Genomic DNA, 7111 nt, shown 5'->3' with positions numbered 1-7111 from the left:
AGCGCCCCCCACCGGCCTCCACCACCCTCGTCCAGCCGGGGGCGCGCCCCCCGGCGCGGGCCGCGCCCCCCCCCCGCGCCCGCCCCGCGCCCCCCCCCCCCCCCCCCCACGGAGGTGAGTCACCGCAGGACGCCGTGCACGGCCTCCGGGTCGGTGGGCGACAGCGGCGCCGCCGGGGCCGCGGTCTTGGCGGTGAGGGTGGGCGGCGGCGTCACCAGCACGGGGGCCGGATCGGCCTCCGGGGCGCAGGTCTTGGCGACGCGGCCCTTGCCGTCGGGGAGGCTGCCGTCGCGCAGGTAGGCGGTGAAGGTGTCGTCCAGGCACGCGTTGCCGTGGAACAGGATCTCGTGGAAGCTGCCGCCGTCCTGCACGACCAGCTTGCTGCCCGGAAGCGCGTCGTGCATCGCGAGGCCGCCCTCGTACGGGGTGGCGGCGTCCTCGGTGGCCTGGAAGAGGAGGACGGGCGGGAGGCCCTTGCCGGTGATCTTCAGCCGGCCGGCCTGGTTGCCCTGGTAGGGCCAGAACATGCAGGCGGCGTTGTACCACATGTTGTTATAGGTGTAGAACGGCGCTTCGGCGTTGACCTTGGCCTGGTCCTTCTTCCAGGTCTCCCAGTCGCGCGGCCACGCGTTCTCGGTGCACTGTGCGGCGTTGTAGGCGGGGAACGTGCCGTCGTCGGAGCCGGGCGCGGCGTACTTGTTGTAGGCGATGTTCAGTGGGCGGGTGTCGTGCTGGACGAGGTAGGAGGACAGGACGGTCGCCATCCGGGGCCAGCGCAGGAAGTTGTAGCCGCCGCCGTAGAAGGTGTCCTCGAACTCGGCCGGGCCGATCTTGCCGGGCGCGGGCGCGGCGTCGACCGGGTCCTTCCGCAGGGCGTCCTCGACCTGGGCGTACGCCTTCTCGACGGCTGCCCGGTCGGTGCCGAGGTGGTAGACGGAGTCGGCCTTGGCGGCCCAGTCGGCGAAGGCGTCGAAGCGGCGCTGGTGCTCCTTGTCCTGCAGGATGTTGTGGTCGTACCAGCTGATGGTCGGTCCGACGATGCTGTCGAGCACCATCCGGCGGACGTGCTTCGGGAAGAGCTGGCCGTACGTCGAGCCCAGTGAGGTGCCCCACGAGCCGCCGTAGAAGTTGATCTTCTGGACGCCCAGGGCGCGGCGGATGCTGTCCATGTCGCGCGCGTTGTCGACCGTCGTCATGTGCGGCAGCAGCCAGGACCAGTCGGCCGCGCAGTCGGCGGCGTACCCGGCGGCCTTCTTCAGCCATGCCTTCGACGTGCCCTGGCTCACCTGGTAGTCGGGGCGCTCGGCGTCGAAGTAGTGGGCGTCGCAGACGACATGGGGGTCGCTGGCGTTGGTGCCGCGCGGGTCGAAGCCGATCCAGTCGTAGGTGGAGGCGACGTCCTTCGGGATCTGCCCGGAGATGTAGGCGGGCATCCAGAGGCCGGAGTCGCCGGGGCCGCCCGGGTTGAGCAGGATCGGGCCCTGCTGCTTGTCCTTGGGGGCGGTGGCGGGCAGCCGGTTCAGCTTGATCTTGATCTTCCGGCCGTGCGGGTCGGCGTAGTTCACGGGGACGTCGAGCATCGCGCACTGGAGCGCCGGCGTGGTGGCGTCGTTGCAGGAGCTCCAGACGAGGCTGCCCTGGCCGGTGTCCTCCAGGGCGGCGGTGTCGGGCTCGGCGGCGGAGGCGGCTCCGCCCAGGGCGGCGACGGCCGCGGCGGCCGAGAGGAGGGCGATGACTTTTCTCATGGGGAGCATGATGTGATACGTGAAATGGTACTGCCAGGGGCCCGACCGGACTTTACCAAGGCTTGACCGGCGTGGAGTCGGGTCGGAGTCGGCGTGGAGTCGGGTCGGAGTCGGTGTGGAGTCGGGTCGGATCTGGGCGGCGGGCCTGCGGGGTGGGGCGGAGAGGGTGCAAGGGGGGTCGGGCGACGGTTCGCACGCCCGTTCGGCTGCGTGTGCCGTGCGGCGGGCGCGCGGGCCCGGCACGGTGGTGGCGTGCCGAGGAGGACGCTCGTGGGCCTGTGCGCCCTGCTGCTCTGCGCGCCCGCCGCCGGGGCGTACGCGGTCGAGCCCGGCTGGGCGGTGGCCGTCGTCGACCAGGGGTCGCGGCGCGTGCTCGTCCTGCAGAGCGCCGAGGAGCTGATGGCCTACCGGGGCCCCGACCGGCTGCCCGTCGTCTGGAGCTGGAGCGCCGACCTGGCGCCCGACCTCGCCGACCTCGGGCCCGCCACCACGTGGACCGCTCCGGACGAGGCCAAGAGCCGAATACGCGGCGGCCGGCGCTTCCTGCTCGTCACCGCCTCCGGCGGCCTCGCCGCCGTCGTGGACACCACCACCGGCGCGACCCGCTGGGCGACCGACGCCGGGGCGGCGGCCAACCCGCACAGCATCGAGCTGCTCCCCGACGGCAACGTCGCCGTCGCCGCGAGCGAGGGCGGCTGGGTGCGCGTCTACGCCGCCTCGCAGGGGCCGCGGGCCACCGCGCACGCCGAGTACCCGCTCCCCGGTGCGCACGGCGTCCAGTGGGACCGGCGCACCGGCCTGCTCTGGGCGCTCGGCGACGACGAATTGACCGCCCTCCGCGTCGGCGGAACCCCGGCCGCGCCCGCGCTGACCGCCGTCCGCGCCGTCCCGCTGCCCGGCCGCGGCGGGCACGACCTCGCGCCCGTCCTCGCCGCGCCGGGACGGTTCTGGGTGAGCACCCTGACCGCGCTCTGGCAGTACGACACCGCCGGCGGCCGCTTCACCCCCGTCCGGCTCGCCGACCGCGCCGCCGAGCGCGACCTCAAGAGCGTCGGCGACGAACCCGGCACCGGGCGCCTCCTCACCGTCGCCCCCGAGCACACCGCGCCGTGCGACTGGTGCACCTCCGTCCTGACCTTCCACCGGCCCGGCGGCACCCGGGTCCTGCGCGGCACCCACCTCTACAAGGCGCGCTGGTGGGGCGGGGGTTGGTGACGGCGGCCGCGGCACCAGGGGTGGCGGAGGGTGGCGAATACACGCCCCGCGCCGGAGCATTCGGCTGATGCGGCATATTTTGTGCCCCGCCAAACTACTCCAATGGAAGTGAGTTTCCCTTGATCGTCCGCAAACCTGTCGCGGGCCGTGCGGGCTGGGATAGCGTCCGTTCCGCCCGGGGGTGGTCCGACCGTTCCCCCCGGCGTAATCCGACGCATTCGACCAGGGCCGGGCCCTGCCCTGCCGCGACTTTTCCGGGAGAAAACATGCGCAATTGCGTTTCCGAGCAGCAGCCCGCCGCGGTCGACGATCTGCGCCTCGCGGTCGACTCGCTGGCCGCCTTCCCGGCCCGCAGCGCGGCCGGCGGCTCCGACGTCACCGAGCGCCTGGCCGCCGTCGCCGAACTCTGCCGCTCGGTCGACGCGGTGCTCGACAGCCTGGTCGTGCAGACCGCCGCCGAGGCCGCCGAGGAGGGCTGGACCGCGGCCCGCATGGCGAGCGAACAGTCCGCCTACTACGCCAGGTTGCAGCGGGCGCTGCTCCCCGCCGAGACCGGCGCCGGGCTGACGCGGCAGTGAGCGCCCTGCACCCGGGCGCGCACGTGCTGGCCTGCCCCACCCGGTGGAGCGACGTCGACGAGAACGGGCACATCAACAACGCCCGGCTGGTCGGCTACGTCCAGGAGGGGATTTACGACCTGTTCCGCCACCACGCGACCGCCGTGCGGGAATCGCTCTTCCCGTCCGGATTCATCATCGCGCGGCACGAGATCGATTACCTGGAACAGTTGCATCACCGGCCCGAGCCATTGTCCGTCCGGATCTCCGTCGAACGGCTCGGGCGTAGTTCCGCACACGTCGAGGTGAATGTCTGCCGGGAACCACTGGTCTTTATGCGGGCCCGTACCGTGGTGGTCGCCAGGGACCGTGAATCCGGGCGCTCGCGGAAACTCAGCCAGAGCGAACGGCGATTTCTCTCCGGGTTTATGCCGGAGTGCCTTCGGGCCGACGCGGTCGCGCCGACGGCGCCGCCGTCCGGGCCGCCGCAGTGGGTCCCGGTCAGGGCCGGCGGGGCCACCGCGGCGCGCCGCACGCGCCGGCGGTGCCGGGCCTCCGCGGCCTGACGGACCGGGTCGAATTCGGGTGTGATCGACAATGGCGTCGGTCCGCCCGCCCGCCCTTCCGCAGTACGCTGAGCAGCACGGGCACCGGTACGTTCGGCGTCGGTGACGTGCTGCGTCGGTCCCCCCGCGCACGCTGGTCGCATTCCGCTCCCGGCCGCCGCGGCAGTCGTCGCCGCCGTTTTCCCGCCGGTACCCACCGGGCGGAAGGAGGACGCGATGACCATTTCCTCGGAGGACTTCCTCGACCGCGTCGTCGAACGCGGGGAGTACGGGGGCCGCGCGGAGGCCGACCACGCCACCCGCGTCGTGCTCGCCCTGCTCGGCGAGCACCTGGTCGGCGGCGAACGGGGCGAGCTCGCCGAGGCCCTGCCCGGCGCCTATGCCACCCTCCTGCGCGACGCCGCACCGACCTGCGCACCGCTGACCGCCGAGCGCTTCGTCGAGGCCGTCGTCGGCTGGATCGACGGGGCCACCCCGGCGACCGCGCAGTGGGACATCGGGGCCGTCCTCAGCACCACCGTCGACCTCGCGCCCGGGGACCTCGTCGACCGCGTGCTCGACCAGCTCCCCGACGGCTACGACCTGCTCTTCGGCCACCCGCTGCCCGCCTGAGCCGGCGCGCCGGTGGTGGCGCGGAACACCTCGGCGCCCGGGCCGGTCAGCCACACCGGCCCGGCGCCCGGGCGCAGGTAGGCGGCGGCTCCGCGGCGGAGGTCGAGGACGGCTCCGTCGGGGGACCGGAGGCGGGCTGCGGCCTTCGTGCAGAGGAGGATCTGGGGGGTGGGGAGGTCGGCGCGGGTGGGGAACTCGGTGGGGTGGAGCCTGGAGAGGCTGAATTCGGGGGTGGGGGTCGGGAATTGTCCCTCGTCGGTGGGGTCGAGGACGTCTGCTTCGGACGGGTCGAAGCACGTCACGGCGAGGACGCCGTCCACGTCGACGTGCTTCGGTGTGAGGCCGCAGCGCAGCACGTTGTCCGAGTTCGCCATCAACTCCACGCCCGTGCCTCGCAGATACGCGTGGGGGACTCCGGCCCCGAGGTAGAGCGCCTGGCCGGGGGCCAGCCGGACGTGGTTGAGGAGCAGGGCGGCGATGAGGCCGGGGTCGCCGGGATACTCGTCGGCGGCGCGGGCGTAGGCGGCGCAGGCCTCGGCGTACGGGCTGTTGGTGGCGGCGATACGGTGTAAATGTGCTGCGAGGGTGGCGAGTTCGGAGTGGGTGGGGCGGGTCTTGGTGAAGGCTTCGCGTAGCAGGTCGGGGAGGACCTCGGTGGCGGGGCGGCGGCTGCGGAGGGCGTCGGCCCAGGGCGCGAGCATCGGGACGTCGCGGGTGTCGCGGGTGTTGGGGGTGTCGCGGGTGTTGACGGTGTCGAGGAGGTCGGCGGTGGCGGCGGTCGGCCTGAAGCCGCACAGGGCCTCGAAGTCGGTGAGGGCGCAGAGCAGTTCGGGCTTGTGCTCGCGGTCCTTGTACGTCCGCTCGGGGGCGTCGAGCGGGATGCCGCGCGCCTCCTCGTCGTCGTACCCGGCGGCCGCCTGCGCCCGGGTGGGGTGCACCTGGATGGACAGCGGCCGGTCGGCGGCGAGCACCTTGAGGAGGAACGGGAGTACCGGGCCGAAGCGGTGGACGGTGTCGGGGCCGAGCAGGGTGTCGGGGGCGGCGGCGATCAGTTCGTCGAGTGGGCGCGGAGTGGTGGGGCCGTCGGGGTCGAGGAGGAGGGACGGGGCGGACGGGTGCGCGCCCATCCACAGCTCGGCCTGTGGCGCGCCGGTCGGTGCTGTGCCGGTCAGCTCGGGGATGGCGGTGAGGGAGCCCCAGGCGTAGGTGCGGACCGGGTTGTGGAGCAGGGCGAAGGGAGGGAGAAGGTGCATGGCGGGTCTCCCGGGGGTCGGGGGTGGTGCGTGGTGCGTGGTGCGTGGTGCGCGGGTCAGCGGCAGAGGGCGGCGGCGCCGATCAGGCCCGCATCGGTGCCGAGTTCGGCGTGGCGGACGTCGAGGCCCCGGACGTACGGCAGGGCGGCGTACTCGTCGAGGTACCGGGCGAGCGGGGTGAACAGCAGCTCCCCGGCGGTGGCGACTCCTCCGCCGATCACCACCCGGTCGAGGTCCACGAGCGTGGCGGTGGCGGCGATCCCGGCCGCCAGGGCCTTGGCGGCACGGTCGAAGGAGGCCAGCGCGATCCGATCGCCGGCGGTGGCGGCTTCGGCGACGGCGCGGGCCGAACGGTCCTCCCCGGCCGGCTGCCAGCCCTCGGCGAGTGCCCGGCGGGCGATCGCCGTGCCGCTGGCGATGCCCTCCAGACAGCCCCGCGAACCGCACGGGCAGGGCTCGCCGTCCAGGTCGACCGTGATGTGGCCGAGGTGGCCCGCGTTCCCGCTCGGGCCGGGCCGGACGGAGCCGTCCAGGACCAGGCCCGCGCCGACGCCCGTCGACACCACCAGGCACAACGCGTTCGCGGCGCCCCGCGCGGCACCCCGCCAGTGCTCGGCGGCGGCCATCGCGACGCCGTCCCCGGCCAGGTGTACGGGCAGGTGGCGGGCGGCCACGGCCGGGTGTGCGGCTGATTCGGCGACGAGCGGGAAGCCGCGCCAGCCCGGGATGTTGACCGGGCTCACCGTGCCCTGGACGAGATCCACCGGGCCGGCGCTGCCGATGCCGAGGGCGGTCACTCCTGCCCAGTCCGGTGATCCGGCCAGCTGGTCCAGCACCTTGTGCACGACGGCGAACACCGCCCCGGCCGGCTCCTGGGCGGGGGTCGGCAGCTGGACCCGGTGGTGGAGCCGCCCGAGGTCGTCGACCAGCGCCCCGGCGATCTTCGTGCCGCCGATGTCGATGGCGGCGAACAGGGGGGCGGGGGTGTTGGCGGGGGCGGCGGGCATCGGGGACGGCTCCTGTTGGGGGGTGGGTGGTGGGGTTGTGGTTAGCGTAGTGGGGGCCGCTGCGCGGGGCTTGGGGTGGGGGGTGGGCTTTCTGGGGGGGGGGGGGTGGCGGGGGGGGCCGCCCCGGGGGCGGGCGGGCACTTAAAAAAAAAAAAA

General features: G+C 73.8%; 7 protein-coding genes. 4 read left to right on the top strand and 3 right to left on the bottom strand.

What is annotated here, in order from left to right:
- Positions 1 to 119 precede the first annotated feature (119 nt).
- Positions 120 to 1745, bottom strand: coding sequence for an alpha/beta hydrolase (locus ACFV4G_RS39115; RefSeq protein ID WP_380447596.1), 1626 nt, complete (start codon positions 1743 to 1745; stop codon positions 120 to 122).
- 252 nt (positions 1746 to 1997) lie between these two features.
- On the opposite strand from ACFV4G_RS39115, the gene ACFV4G_RS39110 reads away from it, so the two are divergent.
- The 4 genes from ACFV4G_RS39110 to ACFV4G_RS39095 all read left to right on the top strand — a co-directional run bounded on the left by ACFV4G_RS39110 (position 1998) and on the right by ACFV4G_RS39095 (position 4695).
- Positions 1998 to 2960 carry a DUF6528 family protein gene (locus ACFV4G_RS39110; protein ID WP_380447594.1) on the top strand — a complete coding sequence of 321 codons (963 nt, stop codon included), beginning with the start codon at positions 1998 to 2000 and terminating at the stop codon, positions 2958 to 2960.
- Between the two features lie 266 nt (positions 2961 to 3226).
- Complete coding sequence (locus tag ACFV4G_RS39105) at positions 3227 to 3538, top strand: hypothetical protein (RefSeq protein ID WP_380447592.1); 312 nt, start codon at positions 3227 to 3229, stop codon at positions 3536 to 3538.
- On the top strand, positions 3535 to 4083 hold the full coding sequence (locus ACFV4G_RS39100) for an acyl-CoA thioesterase (protein ID WP_380447590.1): 549 nt from the start codon (positions 3535 to 3537) through the stop codon (positions 4081 to 4083). The genes ACFV4G_RS39105 and ACFV4G_RS39100 overlap by 4 nt, the downstream gene beginning before the upstream one ends.
- Positions 4084 to 4299: 216 nt before the next feature.
- Positions 4300 to 4695, top strand: coding sequence for a DUF2267 domain-containing protein (locus ACFV4G_RS39095; RefSeq protein WP_380447588.1), 396 nt, complete (start codon positions 4300 to 4302; stop codon positions 4693 to 4695).
- Here the strand turns inward: ACFV4G_RS39095 and manA are convergent.
- A complete protein-coding gene (gene manA, locus ACFV4G_RS39090) occupies positions 4659 to 5948 on the bottom strand; it encodes a mannose-6-phosphate isomerase, class I (RefSeq protein WP_380447587.1) in 1290 nt (429 codons plus the stop codon). The genes ACFV4G_RS39095 and manA overlap by 37 nt on opposite strands.
- Before the next feature lie 56 nt (positions 5949 to 6004).
- Positions 6005 to 6955: an ROK family protein gene (locus ACFV4G_RS39085; protein ID WP_380447585.1), complete on the bottom strand. Its 951-nt coding sequence runs from the start codon at positions 6953 to 6955 to the stop codon at positions 6005 to 6007.
- Positions 6956 to 7111: the final 156 nt, after the last annotated feature.

Source organism: Kitasatospora sp. NPDC059747 (assembly GCF_042732955.1).
Lineage (GTDB): Bacteria > Actinomycetota > Actinomycetes > Streptomycetales > Streptomycetaceae > Kitasatospora.
The sequence above is the reverse complement of the archived record's forward strand: the minus strand, read 5'-3'. Positions and strand labels throughout refer to the sequence as shown.